The sequence below is a fragment of the Mycobacterium sp. WUMAC-067 genome (assembly GCF_020217485.1).
Classification (GTDB): Bacteria; Actinomycetota; Actinomycetes; order Mycobacteriales; family Mycobacteriaceae; genus Mycobacterium.
The window spans coordinates 45,970-71,097 of the sequence record NZ_JAEKMI010000019.1; the positions used below are offsets into that span (position 1 = coordinate 45,970).

The following is a 25,128-nucleotide window of genomic DNA, read 5'->3' on the forward strand; positions in this document are numbered from 1 at the left end:
TGCCCTTTTGTGTGGCATGAGTCACTGTAGCGCACTGCTGCCACACGGCATCAGGGTTGCGGAACACAGCGGGGAAAAATTGGCCTTCCCGAGATCAGGCGGAAGCCCCCATGGCGCAACTTATTTGACGCACGTGTTAGCCAGCGGGCGCCCAATTGCCGTGGAATCCCATCGGCACCCGCTGCGGCAGGTGCACGGTGGCGACGTGCTCGAGCGTCTGCGCGTCCAGTAACACCAGCTGCCCTTCGGCGCGGTCGCGGTGATACCCGAAGCCCATCAGGACGCCGTCGTCCTCGGCGCGCGCCGCGGGGTCGGGCACAAAACACATCTCGCCCAACAAAAGTCCGGCATCGAGGGGGGCCGTGGCGCTGGAGCCGCTCGCGTAGTCGTGCTTGTACACGGTGGTGGACATCTCGGATTCCCCGCCCGACAGGTACCCGCCGTCGGTCCCGATGGTGTAGCCGAACCGGTGCCGCCCGCCCAGCAAGCTCTCGTTGATCCGCGGGAACTCCTGTGGGCGGTCGTCGCGGCGTTCGCTGGTCACCGCCCCGGTGGCCAGGTTGACGGTCCAGCGGTCCAGCGTCGGCCGGCTGTCGCCGGGACCGCGCAGGTCACGGTCGAACATCCGCGAGTAGCGGACCACGTCGAGCACCAAAACCTCTGCCCCGCCACGCATCTCGGAGTAGGCGTTGAGCGGGTGGTAGACGTAGCAGGGCTCGACGTCGAACCAGCGCACGTCGCGGTTACCGCCCTCTCGCGGCATCACCCCGATGCGCGCCGGGTAGTTGTCATCCCACCGGTAGGGCATCCGATTGATCGGCTGCCGATTCCGATTGATCGCCATCGTCATCGGGCTGGGCAGCCGCACGCGCCCGATGAGCGACTGCATCACCAGCCGGGCCGGCAAACTCAGCCAGCGGGGCACGTTCGCCGGCATCACCTGGACGGCGTCGAACGTGACCGGCAGGTCGTAGATCACCACGTACTTGTCGGTCAGCGAGAAGTCGTGCATCATCGGCGACCCGCCCACCTCGATGTCGACGGTGCGCCGGGCCCGGCCCCGGGTATCGATGACCGAGTACTGCACCGTGCGCCCGCGGGTGAACGAGTAGGACACGGCGTGCAATTCGCCGGTCCGCGGGTCGGCGTGCGGGTGGGCGGTGTATCCGCCGAATAGGGTTCCGTCGAAGTCGCAGGGCCCCTCGGTGTCCAGCTCGTCGGTCAGGCGGTAATTCGCCCCGCCGCCCTCGACGAGCGCGAGCGTGTGTCCGGCATGGCTGAGCACATTGGTGTTGGGGCCGACGGAGAGCATGCCCGCCCGCGGGTTCAGCCCGCTGGGCGCGGGCTCGCCGAGAGCGGCGCAGACGTGGGCGGTGCGCACCCAGCGGTTGCGATACCAGCGGGCCTGCCCGTCGCGCAGCGCCACCCCGTGCACCATGCCGTCGCCGCTGAACCAGTGGTAGACCGCCGGGTCCACCTCGGCGACGGGGTTTGGCCCGTTGCGCAGGTAGCGCCCGTCGAGGTGGTCGGGGATGCGCCCGGTGACCGTGAGGTCGGTGGCGGTGACCTCCGCGCTCACCGGCGCCAGCAAGTCCTCAAGGTAGGGATTGCCGGGCTTGGCGGTTGTCGTGGTCGCCATGGCTGAACTCCTATAACATTGTTATTTCAGCGTTATTGGCACCGTACGCCCCCGATGAGAAGATGGCAACGATGACTTCAGACGTTCAGCGCAGCGTTCGCCAGGACATGCTGTCGGCGGCGGTCGACTTGCTGCACGAACACGGCCCCGACGCGCTGCAGACCCGCAAGGTCGCCGGCGCCGCGGGCACCTCGACGATGGCGCTGTACACCCATTTCGGCGGGATGGGCGGGCTGATCGCGGAGGTGGCCGAGGAGGGCCTGCGGCAGTTCGACGCCGCGCTGGGAGCGGCCGAGACCGGCGACCCGGTCGCCGACCTGTTCGTCATCGGCGCCGCCTACCGGCGCTACGCGATCAAGCGCCCGCACATGTACCGGCTGATGTTCGGCAGCACCAGCGCGCACGGCATCAACGCGCCCGCCCACAACGTCCTGACGCTGACGATCGGCGAGATCGAGCGCGGCTACCCCAGTTTCGCGCACGTCGTGCGCGCGGTGCACCGATGCGTACTGGCCGGGCGGATCGGCGCCGGCACGGCGGATGACGACGCGGCGGTGGTGGCGATAGCCGCCCAGTTCTGGGCGTCGATCCACGGCTTCGTCATGCTGGAGCTGGCCGGCTATTACGGCGATGACAGCTCGGCCGTCGTCCCGGTACTGGGTTCGATGACGTCGAACCTGCTTGTGGCCCTTGGGGATGCACCGGAGCGGGTGGCGCGGTCGCTGCAGACGGCGAGGGACGCCCACTGAGTACACGAAACCCCCGGGATCTGCATCCCGGGGGTTTACGCGCAGTGACTTACTTGACGGTGACGGTGGCGCCGGCGGCCTCAAGCTTGGTCTTGGCCTCGTCGGCGGCCTCCTTGGCGACCTTCTCCAGCAGCGGCTTGGGCGCGCCGTCGACCAGGTCCTTGGCCTCCTTGAGGCCCAAGCCGGAGACGATCTCGCGGACCACCTTGATGACGCCGATCTTCTTGTCGCCGGCGGACTCGAGGATCACGTCGAATTCCGACTGCTCCTCGGCGGCCTCGGCGGGCGCACCACCGGCGGCCGGGCCGGCCGCGGCGACGGCGACCGGGGCGGCCGCGGTGACCTCGAAGGTCTCCTCGAACTTCTTGACGAAGTCCGAGAGCTCCAGCAGCGTCATTTCCTTGAACGCGTCGAGCAGGTCGTCAGTAGACATCTTTGCCATGGGTGTGGGTCCTTCCTTGTTTTTCCAGGTTCCGGGTTGGGTTGTTATTCGGCTTCGGCCGGGGTTTCCGCAGCCTCTGCGGGTGCTTCCGAAGCTGCTTCCGGGGCGGGCTCCGCGGCGGCGGGCTCGGCGGAAGCTGCTGGTCCCTCTGCGGCCTTCTTCTCTTGCAACGCGGCCGCGAGCCGGGCGACCTGCGACGCCGGGGCGTTGAACAGCCCGGCCGCCTTGGCGAGGTTGCCCTTCATCGCGCCGGCCAGCTTGGCCAGCAGCACCTCGCGCGACTCGAGGTCGGCGATGCGCTCGACTTCGGCGACCGTCAGCGCGCGGCCGTCCATGTAGCCGCCCTTGATGACCAGCGCCTTGTGCTCCTTGGCGAAGGTCTTGATGGCCTTGGCGGCGTCGACCGGCTCGCCGGTGATGAACGCGATGGCCGTCGGGCCGGCGAAGAGTTCGTCGAGGCCGTCGACCCCGGCTTCCGAAGCAGCCCGCTTGACCAGCGTGTTCTTGGCCACCGAGTAGGTGGCCGACGCGCCCAGCGAGCGCCGCAGCTCGGCCAGATTGGCGACCGTCAGACCGCGGTACTCGGTGACCAGGGCCGCGGTCGATTCCTTGAACTGCTCGGCGATGTCCGCGACGGCGGTGGCCTTGTCAGCCCTGGCCATGCCTACCTCCTGAAGTGAAGTCATGCGACGTGTCGTCTCGATTCCCCGAAAAACGACGAACGCCCCGGCGCAGGAAGCGGCCGGGGCGTACAAACACGCCGGCGCGAGCCGGCGCTGATGCCTCGTCCTCCTGCGTGGGCCGCCGGGATACTCCCGGACCTTCAACCGATTGCTCGGTGACCGACGGTCTTCGGTGGAACGGCTAACACAATAGCGTGGCCTGCGCGGTCAGCCAAAACGGCGACTCAGCCGCCGGCTCGGGTGACGCCGAGGGCCAGCAGGACGAACACCGCCACCAGCAGGGCCACCCGCAGCCGGTGCAGCCGATCCCACCGGGCCGCGAGGTCGCGCGAGAGCTCACCGGTGGCCGGCCATTTGGCGATGCGGTTGTTGATCGGCAGCAGCAGGATGACCGTCAGCAGGACGACCAACGCCATCAGGCCGCCGGCGACGCCGTACAGCCAGTCGCGCGACGCGCCCCGCTCCTTGATGGCGAGCGCCGCCAACAGCAACAGGCTCAGCGCATACCAGAACGGCATCGTCGTGCCCAGCGCCCGGGCGGCGCCGCCGCGGGCCGCCCGGAAGGCGTCGTCGGGCAGCCGCGCGATGAGCGGGTTGAAGAACACCGCGACCGCCAGCTCCACGCCCACCAACAGGCCGGTGATCACGACCGCGAGCGCGTCGATGCTGTGGTTCATGCCAGTCAGCGTAAGGAGCCGCCTCCGGCGGCCTGCGTCAGCCGAGGGCCGCGAGCCGGGCCGCGCCGATCAGACCGGCCGCACCGCCCAGCTCGCCGGGCACCACACGCAGCCCGGACAGGAAGCCCAGCCCGGCGTAGTCGGCCAGCTTCGCCCGCAGCGGGTCGAAGAGCAGCGACCCGGATTTGGACACCCCTCCCCCGATCACGACGAGGTCCAGATCGCAGACCGCGCCGACCGAGGCGATCATCGCGGCGAGCGCGTTCGCCGATCGGCGAAAGGCCCGCTGGGCCAACGGGTCTCCGGCCGCCGCCGCGGCGGCCAGGTCCCTGGCGCCCGCGCCGGGCGGCGCCGCCCACCCGTTATCCCGCGCCCAGCGCACCATCCACGGCCCGGACGCCACCGTCTCCACGCAGCCGCGGCCGCCGCAGGCGCACGGCGGCCCGTCCAGTTCGACCACGATGTGCCCGACGTGACCGGCGTTGCCGGTGCGCCCGGCGTAGGGGACGCCGTCGAGCACCAGGCCGCCGCCCACCCCGGTGGAGACCACCATGCCCAGCAGGAATCGGGCGTCGGGACCCGCGCTGCGGCCCGCGCCGATCCAGTGCTCCCCCAACGCCATGCACAGGCCGTCGCCGCCCAGCACCACCGGCACCCCGGGCACCGCGGCGGCGACCCTGTCGCGCAGCGGGAAACGGTCCCAGCCCGCGATGTTGATCGGGCTGACCGACCCGGTGTGCAGGTCGATCGGCCCGGCCGAGCCGATGCCGACGGCGGTGATCGGGCCCTCGGCGGCCCGCACCGCGTCGGCGATCATCGCCTCGACGACGGCCCACACGTCGCCGGCGGCGGCCGCGGCCGGGGTGGGGCGGATCGCGGTGTACATCAGCGCGCCGCCCGAATCGGCCAGTGCGGCCGCGATTTTGGTGCCGCCGATGTCCAGACAGAGGGTGGCCATGGCGCTCAGTGCCGGTGGGTGTTGTCGGGTTGGCGCGGGTCGCCGGGATGCTCGTAGCCCGGCGCGAGCCGCACCAGCTCGGCGCGGCGCGCGTGCAGCCACAGCCGGAAGGCGCGCCGCCGCGCGGCGCCGCGCAGATGCTCGGCGATCACCGGCCGCACCTCGTCCAGCGGTGGAGCGACCGACACCGTTGTGCGCCAGCCGTTTTCACCCTGCGCGGCCGCGGCGAACCGCAGCGGGTTGCGGGCGTGATAGGCGGCCACCTCGTCGTCGGTGACGGTCACCGCGGCGGTGACGTCGGCGAACAGAGCCCGGGCGAGCGGATCGGCCAGCACGGCCGCGGCGACGCTGCCGATCTCCAGCCGCGCGGTCACGTCGGGCAGCAGCTCCGCCTCGGGGGGCGCTGCGCGCGAGCTCAGCCCGCGCGCGGCCGCCTCGGCGGCGACCACCCGTTCGGTCACGATGAGCTGGGTCAGCCAGCGCCGCAGTTGGCGGCCCTCGCTGGTGCCGGCGGTCGGCAGCGCGCCCGCCCCCCGCGCGGCCCGCAGCCGCGTTTCGGCCGCGTCGATCTCGCCGGACGACACGGGGATGCCGGCGACGGTCGCGATCGGGTGCCCGCTCATGTCACCGTCACCCGCGCCGCGGGCGAGTAGACCAGCCGCCCGGCGCAGCCGATGCGCACCAGCGCCCACCACTCGCCGGGTTCCAGCCAGGCCGGCGGGGCCACTCGGAAGCCGAGGTCGACGGTGCCGCGGGCGGGCAGGACCGCGCCGATCGCGGCGGGGCCCATCCATTCCCACGTGCCCCAGGGGCTGATCAGGTGCGCCTCGAGCGCCAGGTCGGCCCGGGCGTGGGTGCCGACGGTGACGGTCAGGTCGCCCGCTTCGCCCGGCCGCAGCGTGACCTCGGTGGGCCCGTCGGCAAGGTAGACCAGCTCGCCGGGGTCCACCGGTGCGCCGCCCACCGCGACCACGCACACGTCCTCGACCCCCTGCCGCCAGGCGGCGGGGATCTCCTCCCCGGTGAGGCGCAACTCGGCCCGGACCGGGTAGAGGCCCGGTTCCGCCCCCGGCGGGATCGACACCACCACGTCGGCCTCCAGGTGGCCGCCGCTGCCCAGGGTGAAGGGCAGCTCGGCGGGCGCGGCCGACCAGCCGTCGGGGCACGCGAGCACAACCCCGCCGCGCAGCGTGGCGTCGCTGCAGTCGCTGACCGCGGTGACGCGCAGCGCCACCTCGCCGCCGGGCTGCGCGTTGACCAGCGGCGGGTGCAGGTGGGCGACCGCCGGCAGGCCGCCGAGCGGTGCGGGGCCCCGGTTGTGCAGCCAATAACGGGCGTAGAGCGGCTGGGCGGCCTCGGCGTACGGCGCCAGCGCGGCGGGGCCCGACGGCGTCGCGGGCAGCTCGATCCGGGCCAGCACGGTCGCCACCTGGTAGCCATGCAGGTCGACCGAATCCAGCCGCTCGGCGGGAGTCTCGAGAAGATCGGCGCGCCGCAGGTCGCCGAACGCCGCGACGTCCGAGCCGAGGACCACGCGCGCGCCCGCCCCGGTCGTTTCCACCAACCGCAGGGCGACCGCGTTCGGGTCGAGCGGCGCGGCGCTGCCCGCGGTCAACGGGTTGCCGGCCGCCTTGAGGGCAGCCAGGTGGACCGAGTCGGCGGGCTCGACGCGCAGCAGTGCACCCGCGGGCGGCAGCGCACCGGGCCGCCGGCCCCCGGCGACGGCGAGCAGCGGCTGCGAGAACTGCGCGCTGCGGGTGGGGATGTCCGCGCGCCGCCAGTCGCCGTCGCCGCTGACCAGCGCGTAGTCGAAGTCGTGGGTCCAGTGCTGCAGCTGGAAGTTGGAGCCGTCCGGCGCGGTGCGGCGCGGGTCGTCGATCCAGATGCCCGACGGCCAGCCGGTGCACGAGCGCATCAGAGCGGTGTGCAGGGTGCCCTCGGTGTCGACGGCGAAGCTGGGCACCCCCCGGTTGAGCAGGGCGACGGTGCGGTCGTCGAACGCGTCGGTTCCCGACGCGGGCTGCTGCGCGACGACGATCTCGGCATCGCCGAGGTCCTCGGCCAGCGCGGCGATCTCGGCCCGCAGGTCCTCCTCGTCGCGGCCGTCGATCACCAGCACCGGCAGCGCCCCCAGCGGACGGAGGTCGGCGCCCGGCACCCACACCGCGGCCAGCGGCGCCTCGGCCGGCACCCACACCCGCGCCCGGCCGGTCGCCGCCAGCTGGCGGTCCAGCTCTTTGGCGTACACCGGATCGGCGTGGTCCAGCACCGCGGCGGCGAAGGCGTTGCGGACCGGGCCGCCCAGCGCGATCCGCACGTCGGGCAGGTTGGAATCCACCGCGAGGTGGCCGTAGCGCGGCTTATCCGCGGCGCTGCAGGTGGCCGTGACTCCGGCGCGGACCAGCGCCACCATCAACTCGCGCGCCAGCGGCCCGGACACCGTCTCCGCCGGCGACACCACCTCGGCGACCGAGATCGCCCGCGCGCCGGCCCCCGACACCCGGACCCGGGCCGCCGAGGACAGGCCGAACCAGCCGTACGCCGGGTTGTCCAACGTCCAGAGGTGCCGGGCGGCGTCCACGGCGCGCGACCCGTCGTGCAGCAGGGCGAAACCCCGGCCGACGACGGCGTCGCCCACGTCGCTGACCGGCATGGCGCCCGGCACCGGGCACGGCCAGCGCAGCCGCACCAGCTGATCGGCGCCGGTGAAGTCGTCGATCGTGGTGCGGCAGTCGACCCGCGCGACGCCGCGCCACAGCGTCAGGGTCTGGGTGTAACGCAGCAGCGTGCCGATCCGGCCGCGCACCACCACCCGCTGACCGAGGGGCCCGTGAAAGGCCTGCACCCGCGCCGGCGCTTCCGACGAGCACACCACCGGGCCCTTGGGCAGCAGATGCCACGGGCCCTCGCCCTGCGTCGGGTGCGACGGGTATTCCTCGTAGACGGCGAGCTCGTTGCCGACCCGCCCGTCGGCGATCAGCTCGCGGTCCCCCTGGCCGGACAAGCCGATCAGCGACGCGACCGCCCCGCCGCGGGCCGCGTCGACCTCGACCCGGTAGTGCTCGTTGGCGATCACCGCTCCCGGCACCGGCTCCCAGCCGGGCGCCCGGTTGTCGGTGGGAACCAGCCGGTAGGCCCGCCAGCCCAGCGACCCGACGTCGCGGGCCAGCCAGCTGACCGAGCTCCCGTCGTGCTCGACCAGGGCGGGCACCTCGGCGCCGTCGGCGTCCAGCACCCGCACGCCCGCGCGCAGCGGCGGATCGACCCGGGCGGTGACGACGTCGGTGCGCCGGTGGGCCAGCGGGTTCCACACGACGACGTCGCCGTCGATCGCCCCGGACAAAAGCGCCAGCGACGTGTCCCGGGCCGCGCGGCCCAGCTCCCACGCGTCGCGCCAGCCGGTCAACAGGTCGAGGTAGACCTGGTCGGATTCCGAGCCGGTAATCGCGTCGTGGTGCGCGCCGTAGGCCAGCTGCACCCACGCCTTGGCCAAGGCCGCATGCGGGTAGTCGGCGCCGGTCATCAGCGCCGCGAAGACCGCGAACCGCTCGGCCGCCACCACGGCGTGCTCGGCGGCCCGGTTGGCTTGTTTGGTGTCGATGTAGGACACGTCCTTGCCCGTGTAGATCGGGTTCATGTCCCGGGTCTGCGGCGACGGTTCTCGAGGCGCGCCGCGCCCGTGCGCCAGCTCGGCGCGCACCGCCGCGAAGAACTCGCGCGGCAGCGCGCACACGAATCGCGGCCAGGTGTAGCGGGCCGCCCAGTCGCGATGGATCGCGGTGACCCACGTGTTGGGCGGCGTGTAGTCGGTGCCGACGGGCAGCAGCACGTTGCGGGTCAGCGCCACCGTTTTGAGCTGATCGAACAACTCGTAGGTGGCGTCGGAGGCCTCACTGAGCGACGCGGCGGAGTCCATCCACCAGCCGGCCGAATAATGCGCGGGCATGTAGTGGGTGAGCAGGCCGCGGCCCGACGGGGAGATCCACTCGAACTCGCTGCAGAACTGCATGCCGCCCAGACCGCCGTCGCTGTGCGCCGGACCCCACTGGTGATGCGGTCCCCGGGCCCACGAACTCGACGTCAGCCCGGCGTCGGCGGCCAGCCCCGGGAACTGCGGGTCGTGGCCGAACACGTCCAGCTGCCACGCGGTCGCCGGGTCAGCACCCAGGACGTGGCGCTGAAAACCCATGCCGTGCACCAGGTTTCGGATGGTTGTTTCCGGGCTGGTGAGGTTGGTGTTGGGTTCGTTGTAGGTGCCGCCCATCACCTCGACGCGGCCCTGCGCGATGAACCGGCGCAGGTCGGCGCGGTCCTCGGGCCGGGTGTCCCAATACGGCTTGAGGTAATCCACCTCGGCGAGCACGAACTTGTACTCGGGCTCCCGGCGCGCCATCTCCAGATGGGCGTGCACGAGTCCGAAGCCGTTGGTCTGCCGGGCACGCCCTGGCGGGTCCTCGGTCCATTCGCTGGTGTAGGCGCCCTGGGTGTTCCACCACACCGGGTCGTAGTGGAAATGACTGACCATGAACATGGTCCAGCCGGGCTCGGCGACCGTGAAGTCGAACGGCAGGTGCGCGCGGCCGGCGTGCACCCGCGCCGACCGGCGTTCGCCGACGACCGGGCGGTCCACGGTGACCGGGACCTCGACGAGCCCGTCGCCGATATCGGCGACCGCCTCCCCGCTCAGGCCGTCCCCGTCGATGCGGACCCGCGTCGGCTCGCGCACCCCGGCGACGGTGACGCGCGCCAGCTGCAGCGGGTCTTCCGGCGGCCCGACGAAAAGCTCCGTGGACTCCGCCGAAACCAGCTGCATCCCCGCACTTTACGGCGGCGCGGCGAACCGAGAAACCCGTCGCCTGACCACGAACCTGTCCCATTGGTGGAAAGCTCGGTGCCATGGCGGATCTGACCACCCAACTGGCCGACCAGCTCGACTGGCACTGGCGCAACCAGTTGCGCCCTCGCCTGGGCGGCATGACCGACGACGAGTACTTCTGGCAGCCGGTGCCCCACTGCTGGACCGTGCACCCGGACGGGTCGATCGACTTCGCGTTCCCGGCGCCCAGCCCGGCGCCGTTCACCACGATCGCGTGGCGCATGGCGCACGTCATTGTCGGTGTGTTCGCGATGCGTGCCCATCATCATTTCGGTGGACCGTCCGCCGATTACCAGAGTTGGAACTACGCCACCACCGCCGCCACCGCCCTGCGGCAACTGGACGAGACGTACGCGGTGTGGATCAACGGTGTACGGTCGCTGTCCGCCGCCGACCTGACCCGCCGCTGCGGCGCGGCCGAAGGGCCGTACGCCGACTACCCGCTGAGCGAGCTGGACTTGCACATCAATCGGGAAGCGATCCACCATGGCGCCGAAATCGCTTGTCTGCGCGACCTTTACGTTCACAACAGGATGGATTGACAATGCCCGCCCTCGCCCCGCCGGTGGCCGACGAACGCAGCGCCCTGCGCGAATTCCTCGCGTTCCACCAGAGCGCGTATTTCGCCGTGTCGTACGGCCTCACCGACGAACAGGCCCGCTCGACGCCCTCGGTCAGCGCGCTGTCGATCGGCGGGCTGGTCAAGCACGCCACCGGGATGCAGCGCAGCTGGATGGCGCGCGTCGCCGCCGCGCCGGACGCGCCGCCGAAAGACACCCGCCCGTTCGAGCAGATCAGCAAGGAGTTCGCCGACCAGCACGTGATGCGGGCCGACGAGACGCTGGACGGGCTGCTGCGCGCCTTCGAGGCCCAGAACGCGGAATCGCTTCGGCTGGTCGAGACCGCGGACCTCGATGCCGCGGTGCCCGTCCCGCGGGACATCCCGTGGTTCCCCAAGGACCAGCGGGCCTGGTCGGTGCGCTGGGTGATCCTGCACGTGATCAACGAGCTGGCCCGGCACGCCGGGCATGCCGACATCATCCGGGAGGCGATCGACGGCGCCACCATGTACGAGCTGATCGCCGGGCTCGAAGGCTGGGCGATCCAGGGGTGGGTGCAGCCGTGGCGGGGTGGGGATCGCCCCCGGTAGAGATTGGGACTTGCCAGCACCGGTTTGGCAGACTGCTGGAATGAGCTCTACCAAACATCGAGAGGTGGCCAAGCTCGACCGGGTGCCGTTGCCGGTCGAAGCGGCCCGGGTAGCGGTGACCGGTTGGCAGGTCACCCGCTCCGCCGCTCGCATCGTCACCAAGCTGCCGGGCAGGGGCCCGTGGCAGCAGAAGGTGATCAAGCAACTCCCCCAGACCTTCGCCGACCTGGGACCGACGTACGTCAAGTTCGGGCAGATCATCGCGTCGAGCCCGGGCGCGTTCGGCGAGTCGCTGTCCCGGGAGTTCCGCGGCCTGCTGGACCGGGTGCCCCCCGCCGACGCCGGCGAGGTACACAAGCTGTTCATCGAGGAGCTCGGCGCCGACCCGTCCGAACTGTTCGCCAGCTGGGACGAGGAGCCGTTCGCGTCGGCCTCCATCGCCCAGGTGCACTACGCGACCCTGCACAGCGGCGAGGAGGTCGTCGTCAAGATCCAGCGGCCGGGCATCCGCCGCCGGGTCGCCGCCGACCTGCAGATCCTCAAACGCTTCGCCCAGGCCGTCGAGGTGGCCAAGCTGGGCCGGCGGCTGTCCGCGCAGGACGTCGTCGCCGACTTCTCGGACAACCTGGCCGAGGAGCTCAATTTCCGGCTGGAGGCGCAGTCGATGGAGGCGTGGGTGTCGCACCTGCACACCTCCCCGCTGGGCCGCAACATCCGGGTGCCGCAGGTGTATTGGGACTTCACCAGCGACCGGGTGCTGACGATGGAGCGGGTGTCGGGCATCCGCATCGACGACGTCGCCGCCATCCGCAAGGCCGGTTTCGACGGCGTCGAGCTGGTGAAGGCGCTGCTGTTCTCGCTATTCGAGGGCGGGCTGCGGCACGGGCTGTTCCACGGCGACCTGCACGCGGGCAACCTCTATGTGGACGACCAGGGCCGCATCGTGTTCTTCGACTTCGGCATCATGGGCCGCATCGATCCCCGGACCCGCTGGCTGCTGCGCGAATTGGTGTACGCGCTGCTGGTCAAGAAGGACCACGCCGCGGCGGGCAAGATCGTGGTGCTGATGGGCGCGGTCGGCACCATGAAGCCCGAAGCCGAGGCCGCCAAGGACCTGGAAAAGTTCGCCACCCCGCTGACCATGCAGACGCTGGGCGACATGTCGTATGCCGACATCGGCCGGCAGCTGTCCGCCCTGGCCGACGCCTACGACGTCAAGCTGCCCCGCGAGCTGGTGCTGATCGGCAAACAGTTCCTCTACGTCGAGCGCTACATGAAGCTGCTGGCGCCGAAATGGCAAATGATGTCGGATCCGCAATTGACCGGGTATTTCGCGAACTTCATGGTCGAAGTCAGCCGCGAACACTCCTCCGACGTCGAGGTTTAGGAGCGCCGCGGTGCAGGTCCGCACGGGATACGCCCTATCAGGCGACCTGAAGCTGTACTACGAGGACATGGGCGACGTCGACGACCCGCCCGTCCTGCTGATCATGGGACTGGGAGCCCAGCTGGTGTTGTGGCGCACCGCGTTCTGCGAAAAGCTGGTCGACCGGGGTCTGCGCGTCATCCGGTACGACAACCGCGACGTCGGCCTGTCCAGCAAGACCCGGTACGGCAGCTCGGGGCAGCCGCTGGCCACGCGGTTGGCCCGGTCCTGGCTGGGCCTGCCCAGCAACGCGGTCTACAAGCTCGAGGACATGGCCGACGACGCCGCGGCCGTGCTCGATCACCTGGGCATCGAGCGCGCCCACGTCGTCGGCGCGTCGATGGGCGGCATGATCGCCCAGATCTTCGCCGCGCGCTTCCGCGAGCGGACCCGAACCCTGGCGATCATCTTCTCCAGCAACAACGCGGCCCTGCTGCCGCCGCCGGCGCCGCGCGCGTTGCTGGCGCTGCTGAAAGGGCCGCCGCCGGACTCGCCGCGGGAGGTGATCATCGACAACGCGGTGCGCGTCGGCAAGATCATCGGAAGCCCGCGCTACCGGGTGCCCGACGAACAGGCCCGCGCCGAGGCCGCCGAGGGGTACGACCGCAACTACTACCCGCAGGGCGTGGCGCGGCACTTCGCCGCCGTGCTGGGCAGCGGGAGCCTGCGGCGCTACAACCGGGGCACCGTCGCTCCCACCGTGGTGATCCACGGCCGGGCGGACAAGTTGATGCGGCCCTTCGGGGGCCGCGCGGTGGCCCGCGCCATCGACGGCGCCCGATTGGTGTTATTCGACGGGATGGGTCATGATCTGCCACAGCAGTTGTGGGACCAGGTGGTCGGCGTGCTGACAAACAATTTCGCTAGGGCGTGCTGAGCCAAAAAGCATTCTGCCGAAACGTTTCCCCGCATTTTCAGTCCAAGGCGGCGGGTTGTACGGTTGTCGAAGGAGGATGGGTGTAGCGATGGTCAAGCTGGAGCCGTATTACGAAGAGTCGCAGGCGACCTACGACATTTCGGACGACTTCTTCGCGTTGTTCCTCGACCCCAACATGGTGTACACCTGCGCCTATTTCAAAGACGATGACATGACGCTGGCCGAGGCGCAGCTCGCCAAGCTGGACCTGGGGCTGGACAAGCTGAACCTGGAGCCGGGCATGACGGTGCTCGACGTCGGGTGCGGCTGGGGTGGGGCCGTGGTCCGGGCGCTGGAGAAATACGACGTGAATGTCATCGGCATCACGCTCAGCCGCAACCACTACGCGCGCACCAAGGCCAGGCTGGCCGAGATCCCGACGACGCGGCGGGCCGAGGCCCGGCTGCAGGGGTGGGAAGAGTTCGACGAGCACGTCGACCGGATCATCAGCTTCGAGGCCTTCGACGCGTTCAAAAAGGAACGCTGGCCCGCGTTCTGGGACTGGGCCTACGAAACCCTCCCCAACGACAGCCGGATGCTGATGCACAGCATCTTCACCTACCCGCAATCGCACTGGAAAGAAGTCGGCATCAAAATCACGATGTCGGACCTGCGTTTCCTGCACTTCCTCGGCAAGGAAATCTTTCCCGGCGGGCAGATGTGCGGCGAAGCCGACATCGTCGACCTTTCGCGAGCCAGCGGGTTCACCCTCGAGCAGGCGCAATACCTGCAGCCGCACTACGCCCGGACGCTGGACACGTGGGCGGCCAACCTCGAGGCCAATCGCGAGCGCGCGATCGCCCTGCAGTCCCAAGAGGTCTACGACCGGTTCATGCGCTACCTGACGGGCTGCGCGAACCTCTTCCGCAAAGGGATCTCCAACGTGGCCCAGTACACGCTCACCAAGTAGCGTCGGCGGAAAGTAGAGTTTGGCTGCGCGGTCGGGCCCGCGACGCGCGCTCGCACCCTTAGGAGACGATGCCTCGCCGTTGGGTATCGTTGCTGCTCAACCGGACGCCTCGATGCGCGCGCAACCAGGGGCAGCGAACGTCATCCAGGAGAACAGGACGAAAATGGCTGAGCAACCGACTGGCCCGACGAAGACGCGGACGCGCTCGGAAGACATTCAGGCGCATTACGACGTCTCCGACGAGTTCTTCGGCCTGTTCCAGGATCCGTCGCGGATCTACAGTTGCGCCTACTTCGAGCGCGACGACATGACCCTGGAAGAGGCCCAGTACGCGAAGATCGACCTCAACCTCGACAAGCTTGACCTCAAGCCCGGCATGACCCTGCTCGACATCGGCTGCGGGTGGGGCAGCACCATGAAGCGCGCCGTCGAGCGGTTCGACGTCAACGTCATCGGCCTGACGCTGTCCAAGAACCAGCACGCCCGCGCCGAGGCGTTGCTCGGGTCCATCGACACCGGTCGCTCGCGGGAGGTGCGGCTGCAGAACTGGGAGGACTTCTCCGAGCCGGTCGACCGCATCGTGTCGATCGAGGCCTTCGAGCACTTCGGCCACGAGAACTACGACGACTTCTTCAAGCGGACCTACGAGATCATGCCCGCCGACGGCCGCATGACCGTCCAGAGCAGCGTCAGCTACCACCCGTACGACCTGGCCGCGCGGGGCAAGAAGCTGAGCTTCGAGACGGCGCGGTTCATCAAGTTCATCGTCACCGAGATCTTCCCCGGCGGCCGGCTGCCCTCCACCCAGATGATGGTCGATCACGGCGAGAAGGCCGGTTTCGTTGTGCCCGAACCTCTTTCGTTGCGGCCGCACTACATCAAGACCCTGCACATCTGGGGTGACACGCTCGAGTCGAACCGGGACAAGGCCATCGAGGTCACTTCCGAAGAGGTCTACAACCGCTACATCAAATACCTGCGCGGCTGCGAGCACTACTTCACCGAGGAGATGCTCGACGTCAGCCTGGTGACCTACCTCAAGCCCGGCGCGGCCGCCTGAATTCCGCGGCGCCTGTCGGATCGGCGCTGCGCGGTTCGTCGAGTAGGTAGAGAGTGGAGCAGACGGCTTCGCTCACTTACCGGAGGTGACGACCATGCAGTACTTCGCCTTGTTGATCAGCAAGGAGCAGGACCGTACGCCCGACGATGCCGCCGCCGCGATGGCGGCATTCGAGACCTTTCACGCCAAGGCCGGGCCGGCGATCAAGGCCGGTGACGCGCTGGCGCCCGCCGCGGCCGCAGTGGCCATCACCGGCGGTCCCGACGCGCCGACGGTCACCGACGGCCCCTTCGCCGAGGCCGCCGAGGTGGCATGCGGCTATTACATCTTCGAAGCCGAAAACCTCGACGAGGCGCTTGCGCTGGCGCGCGACGTCCCGGTCGCCGCGTTCGGGGCGGTGGAGCTGTGGCCGGTGGTCCACGCCGTCGAGCCGTCCCGCGCGCTCACCGGCAACGACTGGCTCGCACTGCTGCTGGAGCCCCCCGAATCCGCGCACACACCGGGCACCCCGGAGTGGGAGGCGGTGGCGGCCAAGCACGTCGATCTGCACGCCGCCGCCGGCGATCACGTGATCGGCGGCGCCGCGCTGCACGACCGGACCACGGCGACGACCGTGCGGGTGCGCGACGGCGAGGTCCTCATCACCGACGGGCCGTACGCGGAGGGCGCCGAAATCGCCACCGGGATCTACCTGTTGAGCGCCGCCGACCGTGACGAGGCCGTCAAGATCGGCTCGATGATCCCCGCCTCGGCAGTGCACCTGCGCCAGCTGGCGGGGGTCTCCGGCCTGTAGGCAGATGGCCGACCTGGACGGCGTCTTCCGCCGGGAGTGGGGCCCGGCCGTGGCCGCGCTCGCGCGGTGGTCGGGTGACCTCACCGTCGCCGAGGACGCCGTCCAGGAGGCCTGCGCCGAAGCGCTGCGCACCTGGCCGCGCGACGGGGTACCCGTCAACCCGGGCGGGTGGCTGGTGACCGTCGGCCGTAACCGCGCCCGCGATCGCCTGCGCCGCGAATCCGTGCGCCCCGGAAAGGAATTGGCCGCCGTGCTGGACGACATCAGGGCACGCACCGAGCACACCGACCCGCATCCGGTTCGCGATGACGAGTTGCGGATGATGTTCACCTGCGCGCACCCGGCGCTGGACCGGCAATCGCAACTGGCGCTGACGCTGCGGCTGGTGTCCGGCCTGACCGTCGCCGAAATCGCCCGCGCTCTGCTTCAGACCGAAACGGCGATCGGCCAGCGAATCACGCGCGCCAAGAACAAGGTTCGGCACGCCAACATCCCGTTGCGGGTCCCGCCCGCCGAGCTGCTGCCCGAGCGCACCCCGCACGTGCTGGGTTGCGTGTATTCGGTGTTCACCGAGGGCTACTGGTCGACCGCGGGCCCGTCGGCCATCCGTGACGACCTGTGCGACGAAGGGATCCGGCTGGGCGGCGAGCTGTGCGCGCTGCTGCCCTCCGAGCCGGAGGCGCACGCGCTGTCCGCCCTGATGCTGCTGCACGATTCGCGACGCGCGACCCGGGTGGACGGGTCCGGGATGCTGGTGCCGCTCGAGGATCAGGACCGCCGCCGGTGGGACCGCGCCCGCATCGCCCGCGGGCTCGAGCGGTTGCGGCGGGCCCAGGGTTCGACGGGCGCCTATCTGCCCCAGGCGGTGATCGCCGCCCTGCATGCCACGGCCCCGTCCTGGGAGCACACGGACTGGACCGCCATCTGCTCGGCCTATGACCGGCTGTGGCAGATCACCGGTTCGCCGGTGGTGGCCGCCAATCGCGCGCTGGCGATCGGATTTCGCGACGGTCCCGACGCCGGGTTGGCGGCCCTGGACGCCGTGGCGGGCGATCCGCGGCTCGCCCGCTCGAACCTCGTCGCGACCGTGCGCGCCGACCTGTTGCGCCGCGCCGGCCGACCGGCCGATGCGCTCACCTGGTACCGAACGGCGTTGGAGTCCAACGGGTCTGAGCCGGGCCGGGCGTTCCTGCGTCGCCGCATCGCTGAGTGCGGGGGCTGACGCTCACCCGCGAGCAGAACTCAGGCCTCGGAGAAGTTGCGGGTGACCGCCGGGTCCACCGGAATGCCCGGGCCCGTCGTCGTCGACACCGTGATCTTCTTCAGGTAGCGGCCCTTCGACGCGGACGGCTTGAGCCGCAGCACCTCGTCGAGCGCGGCGCCGTAGTTCTCGGCCAGGGACTTCTCGTCGAAGGAGGCCTTGCCGATGACGAAGTGCAGGTTGGCCTGCTTGTCGATGCGGAAGTTGATCTTGCCGCCCTTGATGTCGGCCACGGCCTTGGCGACGTCGGGGGTGACGGTGCCAGTCTTGGGGTTCGGCATCAGGCCGCGCGGGCCGAGCACCCGCGCGATGCGACCGACCTTGGCCATCTGGTCCGGGGTCGCGATCGCGGCGTCGAATTCCAGCCAGCCGCCCTGGATCTTCTCGATCAGGTCGTCGCTGCCGACGATATCGGCGCCGGCGGCCTGCGCCTGCTCGGCCTTGTCGCCGACCGCGAACACCGCGACCCGGGCGGTCTTGCCGGTGCCGTGCGGCAGGTTCACCGTGCCGCGGACCATCTGGTCCGCCTTGCGCGGGTCGACGCCCAGCCGGATCGCCACCTCGACGGTGGCGTCCTGCCTGCTCGACGACGTTTCCTTGGCGAGCTTGGCCGCCTCCAGCGGGGAGTACAGGCTGTTGCGGTCCACCTTCTCGGCGGCGGCGCGGTATGCCTTGCTGTTCTTGCTCATTGATTCATCCAATCTGGTGTTGGGTCGTGGTTACCGGGCCGAAGCCAGCCCTCCCACGGGGTGATGCGGGGTATTACTCGACGGTGATGCCCATCGACCGGGCGGTGCCGGCGATGATCTTGGCGGCCGCGTCGATGTCGTTGGCGTTCAGGTCGGCCTTCTTGGTCTCGGCGATCTCCTTGACCTGATCCCAGCTGACCTTGGCGACCTTGGTCTTGTGCGGCTCGGCCGAGCCCTTGCCGACGCCGGCGGCCTTGAGCAACAGCTTGGCGGCGGGCGGGGTCTTGAGCGCGAAGGTGAAGCTGCGGTCCTCGTAGACCGTGATCTCGACCGGGATGACCTGACCGCGCTGGTTCTCCGTGGCGGCGTTGTACGCCTTGCAGAACTCCATGATGTTGACGCCGTGCTGACCGAGCGCGGGCCCGACCGGCGGCGCCGGGTTGGCCTGCCCCGCCTGGATCTGAAGCTTGATCAGCCCGACGACTTTCTTCTTCGGGGCCATGAGATGTTGTTCGTTCCTTCCTGGTTTGTGCCCGGCGGATGCGCCGGTTTAGAGCTTGGAGACTTGGCTGAAGGTCAGTTCGACCGGAGTTTCGCGGCCGAAGATCGACACCAGCACCTTGAGCTTCTGCTGCTCGCCGTTGACCTCGCTGATCGTGGCGGGCAGCGTCGCGAACGGCCCGTCCATGACCGTCACCGATTCGCCGACCTCGTAGTCGACCTCGATGGTCGGACGTTCCAGCCCGCCGGCCTCGGCGGCGGTGGCGGTGGCCGCCGCGCCCTTGGCGGCCTTCTTCGTCGCGCCGCGCGGCAGCAGGAACTTGACGACGTCGTCGAGCGTCAGGGCCGACGGTCGCGAGGTCGCCCCGACGAACCCGGTGACCCCGGGGGTGTTGCGCACCGCGGCCCAGGAGTCGTCGGTCAAGTCCATGCGCACCAGGATGTAGCCGGGCAGCACCTTGCGATTGACCTGTTTGCGCTGGCCGTTCTTGATCTCGGTGACCTCTTCGGTGGGCACCTCCACCTGGAAGATGTAGTCCCCAACGTCGAGGTTCTGCACACGCGTTTCGAGGTTGGCTTTGACCTTGTTCTCGTATCCCGCGTAGGAGTGGATGACATACCAGTCGCCGGGCTTGCTGCGCAGTTCCGCCTTGAGCGCGACGGCCGGGTCGGCCTCTTCGGCCGGCTCGTCGGGCGCCCCGGCGGTGTCGGTGGTCTCGTCCGTGGTCGCGTCGGTGGCCCCGGAATCCGCCGAGGTGGCCGCGTCGCCCGAAACCTCAGCAGCCGCGGAAGCCTCGGCGGCTTCGGAGGCTTCGGTGGTCTCTTTCAGGTCGACCGCGTCACCCGCGGACGGGTCACCGTCGAAGGTAGTCACGGTGTGAGTCCTCTCTGTCACTTTGAAGGCGGCGTCACTTTTGAAAGCGGCGTCGCTCGCTCAGCCGAACACCAACAGCACCAGCTTGGTCAGGCCGAAATCCGCCAGGCCGACCAGCGCCACCATGAAGGCCAGGAAGGCCAGCACGACGGAGGTGTACGTGAGCATCTGCTTGCGGTTGGGCCAGATGACCTTCCGCATCTCCGCAACGACCTGCTTGAGGTAGTTGTAGACGAACACGAACGGGTTGGCCCGACTGTCCGCGGACTTCTTCAGCTTGGCCGCTTTCTTGGCCCCGCCGGACTTGGAGGCGCCCTTCTTGGCCTTTTCCTTGCCGGAGACCTCGAGTTCGTCCGGCGACCCGGCGTCGGCGTCCTCGCCGGCGTCGGCCGCCTTCTGGCGGGACCGCTTACCGGTTGGGCGCTGTGGCCGCGCCACCACCGCCGTCCGGACGCCGCTCGCGCGGCCGTCCGTGGTGTCAGTGCCGTCGCTTGCGGCGTCGTTGGCAACGTCGCCTTCGTCGCTCACCGCACGCTCCTTTGTTTGCTAGTACCCCGAGAGCCGTCCCATCGGTGGCGGCACGTCTTCCAGTGTCCACCATGGCACAGTCCTGGTGTCCGGTTCCTCCTCAGGCCGCGGGCCTGCGTCGTCACCAGACGCTCGAATCCGGTGTCCCGTCCGTCTTCAGCAGGGGCGACAGGACTTGAACCTGCAACCTGCGGTTTTGGAGACCGCTGCTCTGCCAGTTGAGCTACGCCCCTTCGCGGTTGGCAGGCCAACCTGCGCTTACCTACCGGGGCTTACATGACACGCGCGCCTTCCGATTGCTCGACTCACGGAAAGCGCGCTGGTGCTGGGAAAACCCCGAGGTCCGAGTGTACATCGGACGAGGAGTCAGATACTAATTACGCCGTTCTGACGACCTGGCCGGAGTCCGGATCCCAGCGCAGGTTCGCGGAGTTGTCGGCGTACTGACCCATCAGCGTGGTGTATGCCTCCAGGACCACCTCGTCGTGCTCGTTGGTGCAGATGTTCTTGGTGACGACGATGTCGGCGCCGAACCGCTCGTCCACCGAAACGATGTCCATGCGGGCCCACAGCTTGTCGCCGGCCTTGATCGGCTTGGTGAACACGAACCGCTGATCGACCTGGACGATCACCAGCGTCTCCATGCCGATGTCGACGTGCCGGAAGAAATCCAGCTGAACCAGCTTGGCGAAGATGGTCCCGAAGGTCAGCGGCGCGATGATCGCGTCGTGGCCGAGATCGGCGGCGGCGTCTTCGTCGTAGTGGGCCGGGTGACGGTTTTTGATGGCCAGCGCGAACTGACGGAGTTGTTCCCGCCCCACGACGAAGTAGTCAGGGTAGCGCCAGATCATCCCCCTGATGTCTGTCTTGAGCGCCATGGGCCTACGCGAGTGTCGCGGACGCGATCGCCCTGCCGAAGATCTTCTTGCCGCCGGTGGTGGCCGTGAGCGCGATGGTCACTGACTTGGTCTCCGGGTCCGCCGACTTCACCCGGCCGCTGAAGACCAGCTCGGCGCCCTTGCCGTCGTTGGGCACCGGCACCACGGCGGTGAACCGCACGTTGTACTCGGTCACCGCGCCGGGGTCACCGATCCAGGCGGTGACGTAGCCGCCGCCGATGCCCATGGTCAGCATGCCGTGCGCGATCGCGGTGTCCAGGCCGACGACCTTGGCCATTTCGTCGTCCCAGTGGATGGGGTTCAAGTCGCCAGATACGCCCGCGTAATTGACCAGATCCTGCCGGGTCAGCGGGTAGGTCTTCTCCGGAAGCTGGTCACCCACCTTCACGGAGCTGAACTCACGCAGTGGCATCAGTAAATCCCTCTTCTCCATCTTCGCCGGCACGGCCCGCCAGGGTCGTGTAGGTCTCTTGCACGACGTCACCGGCAGCGTTGGTGATGACATTCTTGGTGACGATGATCTGGGTGCCGTGCGACACGCGCACCGAGTCCACGTAGACGTCGCAGTAGAGCTTGTCCCCGGCGACGAGTGGCGCGAAGAATTTCAGGACCTGGTCGACCTGAACGATCTGGGCGTCCTGGACGGCGACGTTGGCGTGCTTGAAGAACGCCGTCTGCGCCATGTAGCCGAACACGCAGACGAAGGTCAGGGGGGCCGGCAGCCCCTTGTAGCCGAGTTCGGCCGCCGCCTTCTCCTCGAAAAACGCCGGGTCGTCGTGTTTCACGGCGACCGCGTACTCGCGGACCTTCTCCCGCTCCACCTCGTAATGATCGGGGTAGCGGTAGTGCATCCCGACGATGCTTTCGGTTAACGCCACGATTCTTAAACTACCTAGTCAGTCGGAATAAACGCTGGCGGGGCGCCGCTAGCGTGTCTCCCGATGCGCCTGGTGCTTACCGCAGTTGGGGCAGAACTTCTTCAGCTCCAGTCGGTCCGGGTCGTTCCGGCGGTTTTTCTTGGTGATGTAGTTGCGGTGCTTGCACACCTCGCATGCCAAGGTGATCTTCGGCCGTACGTCGGTACTGGACGCCATGACGGTTCTCTCTCGATTCTTGAAAAGATCTGGTGCTGTTCTGTTGTAGCGATGGCCGGACTCGAACCGGCGACCTAACGATTATGAGTCGTTCGCTCTAACCGACTGAGCTACATCGCCTCTGGCCACCCCGTTTTGGGGTCGGGGCCGCCACGCCTGCTCGGCGTCCGCCGAGCCCCCTAACGGAATCGAACCGTTGACCTTTTCCTTACCATGGAAACGCTCTACCGACTGAGCTAAGGGGGCCGTTCACCCGAAGCGATCAGTCGCGCGGGCCTAAAAGAGGGTACAACCTGGCTCGCAGCGGCACCAAACCACGAGTACCGCAGCTCACCCGCTCTCGCCGGAGCGGCGGGGCTGCCACGCGTTGAGGTCGCTGAACTCGTCGTACTCGGCGTCCTCTTCGGCGGCAGCGCCCTCACGAAGCAGGGTGCGCAACGCGAGATTGACTGCCTCGCGCGCGTCGGCGACACGGAAGCGTTGGATCGCCTCATCGACCAGATCGAGGTCGACCTCGATCTCGACCTTCTTCTTCATGCGCCAACCATACCCACTGGAAACGAGCCCAACCCGGTGCTCAGAAGCGGTGTCGCGCCGAACCCGGGCGGCGCGAACGAAGCGGCGGCGGACTACCCGCGGCCCGCCGCGATCCGCGTCCTAGTCTGGTCACGTGTCAGATGACCGGCTGTACTTCCGTCAACTGCTCTCCGGCCGCGACTTCGCCGCCGGCGACATGTTCGCGACGCAGATGCGCAACTTCGCGTACCTGATCGGCGACCGGCAAACCGGGGATTGCGTGGTCGTCGACCCGGCCTACGCCGCCGGTGACCTGCTCGACACGATCGAGGCCGACGGCATGCGCCTGTCCGGGGTGCTGGTGACCCACCACCACCCCGACCACGTGGGCGGATCGATGATGGGCTTCTCGCTGCAGGGCCTGGCCGAACTGCTGGAACGGGCCCCCGTGCCGGTGCACGTCAATACCCATGAGGCGCTGTGGGTTTCGCGCGTCACCGGGATCGGTCTGGGCGACCTGACCGCGCACGAGAACCACGACAAGGTCAGCATCGGCGACATCGAGATCGAGTTGCTGCACACCCCCGGCCACACCCCGGGCAGCCAGTGTTTTCTGCTCGACGGCCGCCTGGTCGCCGGTGACACGTTGTTCTTGGAGGGCTGCGGGCGCACCGACTTCCCCGGCGGCGACTCCGACGAGATGTACCGCAGCCTGCAGCGGCTCGCGACCCTTCCCGGTGACCCGACGGTGTTTCCGGGGCATTGGTATTCGGCTGAGCCCAGTGCCGCGCTGTCGGATGTCAAGCGGTCCAACTATGTGTACCGGGCGGCAGACCTTGACCAATGGCGAATGCTGATGGGTGGCTGATCGCTCGATGGTGACCATTCGGCGTCCTGCCCTGTGATATAAGCGGAGGGTGGATTCCATGGGTTGGATCCAGGACAGCTGGCATGGGGTCACGCACGTCGGGTCCAGCACCTGGATAGCGTGGGCAGCGTGGGCGGCGATCGCCCTCGCCGTCGTCACCCTGGTCTTCACCAACCGCCAGATCACCCGCAATCGCCGCGCGGCGGCGGAGCAAACCCGCCCGCACGTCGGGGTGTTCATGGAACCGCATCCCGCCGACTGGCACGTGATCGAGCTCGTGGTCCGCAATTTCGGCCAGACCGCCGCCTATGACATCGAGTTCTCGTTCGTCAATCCCCCGACGGTGGCCGAATACGAAAGCGCCACCGACGGCTACGCCGACGTCGTCGAACTGCGGCTGCCCCGTGAGCTGCCGGTGCTGGCGCCCGGCCAGGAATGGCGCCTGGTGTGGGACTCCGCGCTCGACCGCGCCGAGATCGGCAGCGGCATCGAATCGCGTTTCACCGGGACCGTCAGCTACTACGACCGCCCCGCCCAGCCGCGGCGGCGATTCTGGCAGCGCGAGCGTTCGCCGCTGCACACCGAGGTGGTGCTGGACTGGGACGCCCTGCCACCCGTGCAGCGCATCGAGTTGATGACCACCCATGACCTCGCGAAGCGGGAGAAGGAAAAGCTGGAGCTGCTGCGCGGCCTGCTGACCTACTTCCACTACGCCAGCAAGGAGACCCGGCCCGAGGTCTTCCGCAGCGAGATCGAACGGATCAACGCCGCGGTTCGGGAAACCCAAGACCGATGGCTCACCCGCCAACTCGACGAACCCACCGACGTGAGCCTGCGCTGGAGTAACGCCGAAGACGATCTGGGCAGACACCACAACCAGTCCGCCTGACGGCGAGGAGCAGGAGCACCCATGACCGCCCCGGTCCACTACAGCACCAAGGACTCCGTCGCCGTCATCAGGATGGACGACGGCAAGGTCAACGCGCTGGGCCCGACCATGCAGCAGGCCCTGGGCGACGCCATCGACCAGGCGGAGCGGGACAACGCCGGGGCGCTGGTGATCACCGGCAATGAGCGGGTGTTCAGCGGCGGCTTCGACCTGAAGATCCTCACCTCCGGCGAGGTGCAGCCCGCGATCGACATGCTGCGGGGCGGGTTCGAGCTCGCCTACCGGCTCCTGTCGTTTCCGAAGCCGGTGGTGATGGCGTGCACCGGCCACGCGATCGCGATGGGGGCGTTCCTGTTGTCGGCGGGCGATCACCGGGTAGCCGCCCACGCCTACAACATCCAGGCCAATGAGGTCGCGATCGGCATGGTCATCCCCTACGCCGCGCTGGAGATCATGAAGCTGCGGCTGACGCCGTCGGGGTATCAGCAGGCCGCAGGGTTGGCCAAGACGTTTTTCGGTGAAACCGCCCTTGCCGCAGGCTTTATCGATGAGATCGTGCTGCCCGAGATGGTGCTGGACCGCGCCGAGGAAGCCGCCACCGAATTCGCCGGCCTCAATCAGCGCGCGCATGCCGCCACCAAGTTGCGCACTCGCGCCGACGCCCTGGCCGCCATCCGCGCCGGCATCGACGGGATCGAAGCCGAATTCGGGCTCTAAGCCGCTGAGCGCA

General features: G+C 69.0%; 27 protein-coding genes, 3 tRNA genes and 1 pseudogene. 12 read left to right on the top strand and 19 right to left on the bottom strand.

Going from position 1 to position 25,128, the window contains the following annotated elements:
* Positions 1 to 136 precede the first annotated feature (136 nt).
* On the bottom strand, positions 137 to 1,639 hold the full coding sequence (locus tag JF781_RS15310; RefSeq protein ID WP_225328313.1) for a carotenoid oxygenase family protein: 1,503 nt from the start codon (positions 1,637 to 1,639) through the stop codon (positions 137 to 139).
* Positions 1,640 to 1,701: 62 nt separating this feature from the next.
* Between JF781_RS15310 and JF781_RS15315 the strand changes: the two genes are divergently transcribed.
* The gene (locus JF781_RS15315) at positions 1,702 to 2,388 is read left to right on the top strand and encodes a TetR/AcrR family transcriptional regulator (protein WP_225328314.1); all 687 of its coding nucleotides are present in this window, start codon (positions 1,702 to 1,704) and stop codon (positions 2,386 to 2,388) included.
* Positions 2,389 to 2,437: 49 nt separating this feature from the next.
* Here the strand turns inward: JF781_RS15315 and rplL are convergent, their stop codons facing one another.
* The 6 genes from rplL to JF781_RS15345 form a co-directional block, all read right to left on the bottom strand.
* Entirely contained in the window at positions 2,438 to 2,830 is a 393-nt protein-coding gene (gene rplL / locus JF781_RS15320) for a 50S ribosomal protein L7/L12 (RefSeq protein ID WP_008260886.1), read from the bottom strand.
* A 44-nt stretch (positions 2,831 to 2,874) separates the two neighbouring features.
* Positions 2,875 to 3,492 carry a 50S ribosomal protein L10 gene (gene rplJ / locus JF781_RS15325; protein WP_225328315.1) on the bottom strand — a complete coding sequence of 206 codons (618 nt, stop codon included), beginning with the start codon at positions 3,490 to 3,492 and terminating at the stop codon, positions 2,875 to 2,877.
* Between the two features lie 245 nt (positions 3,493 to 3,737).
* Positions 3,738 to 4,190 (bottom strand): anthrone oxygenase family protein, encoded by a 453-nt coding sequence (locus tag JF781_RS15330; protein WP_225328316.1) that lies wholly within the window; start codon positions 4,188 to 4,190, stop codon positions 3,738 to 3,740.
* Between the two features lie 37 nt (positions 4,191 to 4,227).
* Entirely contained in the window at positions 4,228 to 5,148 is a 921-nt protein-coding gene (locus JF781_RS15335; RefSeq protein ID WP_225328317.1) for an ROK family protein, read from the bottom strand.
* 5 nt (positions 5,149 to 5,153) lie between these two features.
* Complete coding sequence (locus tag JF781_RS15340) at positions 5,154 to 5,771, bottom strand: malonyl CoA-ACP transacylase (protein ID WP_225328318.1); 618 nt, start codon at positions 5,769 to 5,771, stop codon at positions 5,154 to 5,156.
* Positions 5,768 to 9,961, bottom strand: a complete 4,194-nt coding sequence (locus tag JF781_RS15345; protein WP_225328319.1) for an NEW3 domain-containing protein — start codon at positions 9,959 to 9,961, stop codon at positions 5,768 to 5,770. The genes JF781_RS15340 and JF781_RS15345 overlap by 4 nt, the downstream gene beginning before the upstream one ends.
* 83 nt (positions 9,962 to 10,044) lie before the next feature.
* Between JF781_RS15345 and JF781_RS15350 the strand changes: the two genes are divergently transcribed.
* The 8 genes from JF781_RS15350 to JF781_RS15385 all read left to right on the top strand — a co-directional run bounded on the left by JF781_RS15350 (position 10,045) and on the right by JF781_RS15385 (position 17,501).
* Positions 10,045 to 10,566 (top strand): DinB family protein, encoded by a 522-nt coding sequence (locus JF781_RS15350; protein ID WP_225328320.1) that lies wholly within the window; start codon positions 10,045 to 10,047, stop codon positions 10,564 to 10,566.
* Positions 10,567 to 10,589: 23 nt separating this feature from the next.
* The gene (locus JF781_RS15355) at positions 10,590 to 11,174 is read left to right on the top strand and encodes a DinB family protein (protein ID WP_225328359.1); all 585 of its coding nucleotides are present in this window, start codon (positions 10,590 to 10,592) and stop codon (positions 11,172 to 11,174) included.
* Positions 11,175 to 11,214: 40 nt separating this feature from the next.
* Complete coding sequence (locus tag JF781_RS15360; protein ID WP_225328321.1) at positions 11,215 to 12,561, top strand: AarF/ABC1/UbiB kinase family protein; 1,347 nt, start codon at positions 11,215 to 11,217, stop codon at positions 12,559 to 12,561.
* A gap of 67 nt (positions 12,562 to 12,628) precedes the next feature.
* Positions 12,629 to 13,477, top strand: coding sequence for an alpha/beta fold hydrolase (locus JF781_RS15365; protein ID WP_255641914.1), 849 nt, complete (start codon positions 12,629 to 12,631; stop codon positions 13,475 to 13,477).
* 88 nt (positions 13,478 to 13,565) lie between these two features.
* Complete coding sequence (locus tag JF781_RS15370) at positions 13,566 to 14,426, top strand: cyclopropane mycolic acid synthase family methyltransferase (RefSeq protein ID WP_225328323.1); 861 nt, start codon at positions 13,566 to 13,568, stop codon at positions 14,424 to 14,426.
* A gap of 163 nt (positions 14,427 to 14,589) precedes the next feature.
* The gene (gene mmaA4 / locus JF781_RS15375; RefSeq protein WP_225328324.1) at positions 14,590 to 15,486 is read left to right on the top strand and encodes a hydroxymycolate synthase MmaA4; all 897 of its coding nucleotides are present in this window, start codon (positions 14,590 to 14,592) and stop codon (positions 15,484 to 15,486) included.
* A gap of 94 nt (positions 15,487 to 15,580) precedes the next feature.
* Complete coding sequence (locus JF781_RS15380; protein ID WP_225328325.1) at positions 15,581 to 16,279, top strand: YciI family protein; 699 nt, start codon at positions 15,581 to 15,583, stop codon at positions 16,277 to 16,279.
* 4 nt (positions 16,280 to 16,283) lie between these two features.
* Positions 16,284 to 17,501, top strand: coding sequence for an RNA polymerase sigma factor (locus JF781_RS15385; RefSeq protein ID WP_225328326.1), 1,218 nt, complete (start codon positions 16,284 to 16,286; stop codon positions 17,499 to 17,501).
* Between the two features lie 20 nt (positions 17,502 to 17,521).
* On the opposite strand, the gene rplA is transcribed toward JF781_RS15385, so the two are convergent.
* The 12 genes from rplA to JF781_RS15445 form a co-directional block, all read right to left on the bottom strand.
* A complete protein-coding gene (gene rplA / locus JF781_RS15390) occupies positions 17,522 to 18,229 on the bottom strand; it encodes a 50S ribosomal protein L1 (protein WP_225328327.1) in 708 nt (235 codons plus the stop codon).
* Positions 18,230 to 18,302: 73 nt separating this feature from the next.
* The gene (rplK, locus tag JF781_RS15395) at positions 18,303 to 18,731 is read right to left on the bottom strand and encodes a 50S ribosomal protein L11 (RefSeq protein ID WP_007767860.1); all 429 of its coding nucleotides are present in this window, start codon (positions 18,729 to 18,731) and stop codon (positions 18,303 to 18,305) included.
* A 48-nt stretch (positions 18,732 to 18,779) separates the two neighbouring features.
* Positions 18,780 to 19,604 (bottom strand): transcription termination/antitermination protein NusG, encoded by an 825-nt coding sequence (gene nusG, locus JF781_RS15400; RefSeq protein ID WP_225328328.1) that lies wholly within the window; start codon positions 19,602 to 19,604, stop codon positions 18,780 to 18,782.
* Positions 19,605 to 19,664: 60 nt separating this feature from the next.
* Positions 19,665 to 20,132: a preprotein translocase subunit SecE gene (gene secE / locus JF781_RS15405; RefSeq protein ID WP_225328329.1), complete on the bottom strand. Its 468-nt coding sequence runs from the start codon at positions 20,130 to 20,132 to the stop codon at positions 19,665 to 19,667.
* Between the two features lie 160 nt (positions 20,133 to 20,292).
* Positions 20,293 to 20,365, bottom strand: a tRNA-Trp gene (locus JF781_RS15410).
* A gap of 144 nt (positions 20,366 to 20,509) precedes the next feature.
* Positions 20,510 to 21,010: a (3R)-hydroxyacyl-ACP dehydratase subunit HadC gene (gene hadC / locus JF781_RS15415; protein ID WP_225328330.1), complete on the bottom strand. Its 501-nt coding sequence runs from the start codon at positions 21,008 to 21,010 to the stop codon at positions 20,510 to 20,512.
* Between the two features lie 4 nt (positions 21,011 to 21,014).
* A complete protein-coding gene (gene hadB / locus JF781_RS15420; RefSeq protein WP_067170032.1) occupies positions 21,015 to 21,443 on the bottom strand; it encodes a (3R)-hydroxyacyl-ACP dehydratase subunit HadB in 429 nt (142 codons plus the stop codon).
* Positions 21,430 to 21,909 carry a (3R)-hydroxyacyl-ACP dehydratase subunit HadA gene (gene hadA / locus JF781_RS15425; RefSeq protein ID WP_225328331.1) on the bottom strand — a complete coding sequence of 160 codons (480 nt, stop codon included), beginning with the start codon at positions 21,907 to 21,909 and terminating at the stop codon, positions 21,430 to 21,432. The genes hadB and hadA overlap by 14 nt, the downstream gene beginning before the upstream one ends.
* Positions 21,910 to 21,957: 48 nt before the next feature.
* Positions 21,958 to 22,125 (bottom strand): 50S ribosomal protein L33, encoded by a 168-nt coding sequence (gene rpmG / locus JF781_RS15430; RefSeq protein ID WP_003898538.1) that lies wholly within the window; start codon positions 22,123 to 22,125, stop codon positions 21,958 to 21,960.
* A 46-nt stretch (positions 22,126 to 22,171) separates the two neighbouring features.
* Positions 22,172 to 22,245: transfer RNA gene (locus JF781_RS15435), tRNA-Met, on the bottom strand.
* A gap of 53 nt (positions 22,246 to 22,298) precedes the next feature.
* A tRNA-Thr gene (locus JF781_RS15440) sits at positions 22,299 to 22,371 on the bottom strand.
* A gap of 84 nt (positions 22,372 to 22,455) precedes the next feature.
* Entirely contained in the window at positions 22,456 to 22,662 is a 207-nt protein-coding gene (locus JF781_RS15445; protein ID WP_225328332.1) for a type II toxin-antitoxin system VapB family antitoxin, read from the bottom strand.
* Between the two features lie 133 nt (positions 22,663 to 22,795).
* On the opposite strand from JF781_RS15445, the gene JF781_RS15450 reads away from it, so the two are divergent.
* From JF781_RS15450 to JF781_RS15460, 3 genes and pseudogenes are all read left to right on the top strand, one after another.
* Positions 22,796 to 23,509 (top strand): MBL fold metallo-hydrolase, encoded by a 714-nt coding sequence (locus JF781_RS15450; protein WP_225328333.1) that lies wholly within the window; start codon positions 22,796 to 22,798, stop codon positions 23,507 to 23,509.
* Between the two features lie 58 nt (positions 23,510 to 23,567).
* Positions 23,568 to 24,406: pseudogene (locus tag JF781_RS15455) on the top strand (hypothetical protein); the annotation flags it as partial.
* 13 nt (positions 24,407 to 24,419) lie between these two features.
* Complete coding sequence (locus tag JF781_RS15460; protein WP_225328334.1) at positions 24,420 to 25,115, top strand: crotonase/enoyl-CoA hydratase family protein; 696 nt, start codon at positions 24,420 to 24,422, stop codon at positions 25,113 to 25,115.
* The last annotated feature ends 13 nt before the right edge of the window (positions 25,116 to 25,128 follow it).

What these genes read in the sequence shown, in the direction of transcription:
- JF781_RS15310 (WP_225328313.1), bottom strand. Translation starts at nt 1,639, where the DNA reads ATGGCGACCACGACAACCGCCAAGCCCGGCAATCCCTACCTTGAGGAC.
- JF781_RS15315 (WP_225328314.1), top strand. Translation starts at nt 1,702, where the DNA reads ATGGCAACGATGACTTCAGACGTTCAGCGCAGCGTTCGCCAGGACATG.
- rplL (WP_008260886.1), bottom strand. Translation starts at nt 2,830, where the DNA reads ATGGCAAAGATGTCTACTGACGACCTGCTCGACGCGTTCAAGGAAATG.
- rplJ (WP_225328315.1), bottom strand. Translation starts at nt 3,492, where the DNA reads ATGGCCAGGGCTGACAAGGCCACCGCCGTCGCGGACATCGCCGAGCAG.
- JF781_RS15330 (WP_225328316.1), bottom strand. Translation starts at nt 4,190, where the DNA reads ATGAACCACAGCATCGACGCGCTCGCGGTCGTGATCACCGGCCTGTTG.
- JF781_RS15335 (WP_225328317.1), bottom strand. Translation starts at nt 5,148, where the DNA reads ATGGCCACCCTCTGTCTGGACATCGGCGGCACCAAAATCGCGGCCGCA.
- JF781_RS15340 (WP_225328318.1), bottom strand. Translation starts at nt 5,771, where the DNA reads ATGAGCGGGCACCCGATCGCGACCGTCGCCGGCATCCCCGTGTCGTCC.
- JF781_RS15345 (WP_225328319.1), bottom strand. Translation starts at nt 9,961, where the DNA reads ATGCAGCTGGTTTCGGCGGAGTCCACGGAGCTTTTCGTCGGGCCGCCG.
- JF781_RS15350 (WP_225328320.1), top strand. Translation starts at nt 10,045, where the DNA reads ATGGCGGATCTGACCACCCAACTGGCCGACCAGCTCGACTGGCACTGG.
- JF781_RS15360 (WP_225328321.1), top strand. Translation starts at nt 11,215, where the DNA reads ATGAGCTCTACCAAACATCGAGAGGTGGCCAAGCTCGACCGGGTGCCG.
- JF781_RS15365 (WP_255641914.1), top strand. Translation starts at nt 12,629, where the DNA reads ATGGGCGACGTCGACGACCCGCCCGTCCTGCTGATCATGGGACTGGGA.
- JF781_RS15370 (WP_225328323.1), top strand. Translation starts at nt 13,566, where the DNA reads ATGGTCAAGCTGGAGCCGTATTACGAAGAGTCGCAGGCGACCTACGAC.
- mmaA4 (WP_225328324.1), top strand. Translation starts at nt 14,590, where the DNA reads ATGGCTGAGCAACCGACTGGCCCGACGAAGACGCGGACGCGCTCGGAA.
- JF781_RS15380 (WP_225328325.1), top strand. Translation starts at nt 15,581, where the DNA reads ATGCAGTACTTCGCCTTGTTGATCAGCAAGGAGCAGGACCGTACGCCC.
- JF781_RS15385 (WP_225328326.1), top strand. Translation starts at nt 16,284, where the DNA reads ATGGCCGACCTGGACGGCGTCTTCCGCCGGGAGTGGGGCCCGGCCGTG.
- rplA (WP_225328327.1), bottom strand. Translation starts at nt 18,229, where the DNA reads ATGAGCAAGAACAGCAAGGCATACCGCGCCGCCGCCGAGAAGGTGGAC.
- rplK (WP_007767860.1), bottom strand. Translation starts at nt 18,731, where the DNA reads ATGGCCCCGAAGAAGAAAGTCGTCGGGCTGATCAAGCTTCAGATCCAG.
- hadC (WP_225328330.1), bottom strand. Translation starts at nt 21,010, where the DNA reads ATGGCGCTCAAGACAGACATCAGGGGGATGATCTGGCGCTACCCTGAC.
- hadB (WP_067170032.1), bottom strand. Translation starts at nt 21,443, where the DNA reads ATGCCACTGCGTGAGTTCAGCTCCGTGAAGGTGGGTGACCAGCTTCCG.
- rpmG (WP_003898538.1), bottom strand. Translation starts at nt 22,125, where the DNA reads ATGGCGTCCAGTACCGACGTACGGCCGAAGATCACCTTGGCATGCGAG.
- JF781_RS15445 (WP_225328332.1), bottom strand. Translation starts at nt 22,662, where the DNA reads ATGAAGAAGAAGGTCGAGATCGAGGTCGACCTCGATCTGGTCGATGAG.
- JF781_RS15460 (WP_225328334.1), top strand. Translation starts at nt 24,420, where the DNA reads ATGACCGCCCCGGTCCACTACAGCACCAAGGACTCCGTCGCCGTCATC.